This window comes from Actinomadura sp. B10D3, from assembly GCF_039871695.1.
GTDB classification, from domain to species: domain Bacteria; phylum Actinomycetota; class Actinomycetes; order Streptosporangiales; family Streptosporangiaceae; genus Spirillospora; species Spirillospora madurae.
Window position 1 is genome coordinate 1 of record NZ_JBDPLY010000099.1, and the last position, 962, is coordinate 962.

Genomic DNA, 962 nt, shown 5'->3' on the forward strand with positions numbered 1-962 from the left:
ACTAGGACGAGGGCGGCCCGGACGAGATCGCCGATCCGGCTGGGGCTGAGCGTGATGTGCTGGAGCGTGGTCCAGCGTTCGGTGAGCAGGGCGAAGCCGCGTTCGCCCAGGCTGCGCAGCGCGCGTAGCAGGGCGTTGTAGGTGCGGTTGTCGATGTGGAGTTCGCCGCCGCCGGTGGGCTGCTTGAACGGGATATGGACGCCGTGGCCTGCGCCGTCGTAGCCGGGGTCCGCCAGAATCGGGAGTGCGCGTGCGGCCGGGCGTGCGGCGGGCAGCACATGGGCGCGGGCGGCGGTGATGTCGACGGTGTGGCCGGGTTCGACGTCGCTGGTCCAGATCGGGAACCCGTCCGGTTCGAACAGGGCCTGGACGTTGCCGCCGAAGTCGTGGGTCTTTCCCGAGTACCAGGAATCGATCTGCTCGCCCTTGACGCTGATGGTGCTCAGGCGGCACCGGTCGGTGTCGAATATCTTCCCGTCCAGGATCAGGTGCCCCAGCCCGTCGGCGACGGCGCGTCCGAGAGCTTGGTGGAGGTCGGGTGCCTGATCGGCCAGGACGTCGATGCCCTCGTGCAGGTACCGGTAGGCGGTGGCCTGGGAGATGCCGAACGCGGTGCCGTGCCGGTACAGGTTGGGGCGGTCGCGGAACCAGGCGATGACGAAGACCGCCTGGACCCAGCAGCTCAGCGCACGTGTTCCACGCCGGGTGCCGCGGGCTCTGCGCTCGGCGCGCAGCAGGCCGGCCACGTACCGGATGAGTTCACGCGAGACGTCGAGCATGGCAGGGTAGGTGACCACGTGGAGCCTTTCGGGCAGAGACGGGATCTTGTCGCAAAGACCTCTCTACCGAGGGCTCCACGCCCATTTCGGGGTGTTCCGATCTGTCCGCGCGCCTGCCTGCCCGTGCCCGTTCATGCCCCAGAAGTCCCTGCTGTCCTAATCGATCTTGCAGAGAAAACCTCA

At 68.0% G+C, this 962-nt stretch carries 1 protein-coding gene; it reads right to left on the minus strand.

Going from position 1 to position 962, the window contains the following annotated elements; genetic code table 11:
• A partial coding sequence (locus tag ABGB11_RS42430) for a transposase family protein (protein WP_347641375.1) occupies positions 1 to 779 on the minus strand: 779 nt, incomplete at its 3' end.
• Between the last annotated feature and the right edge of the window lie 183 nt (positions 780 to 962).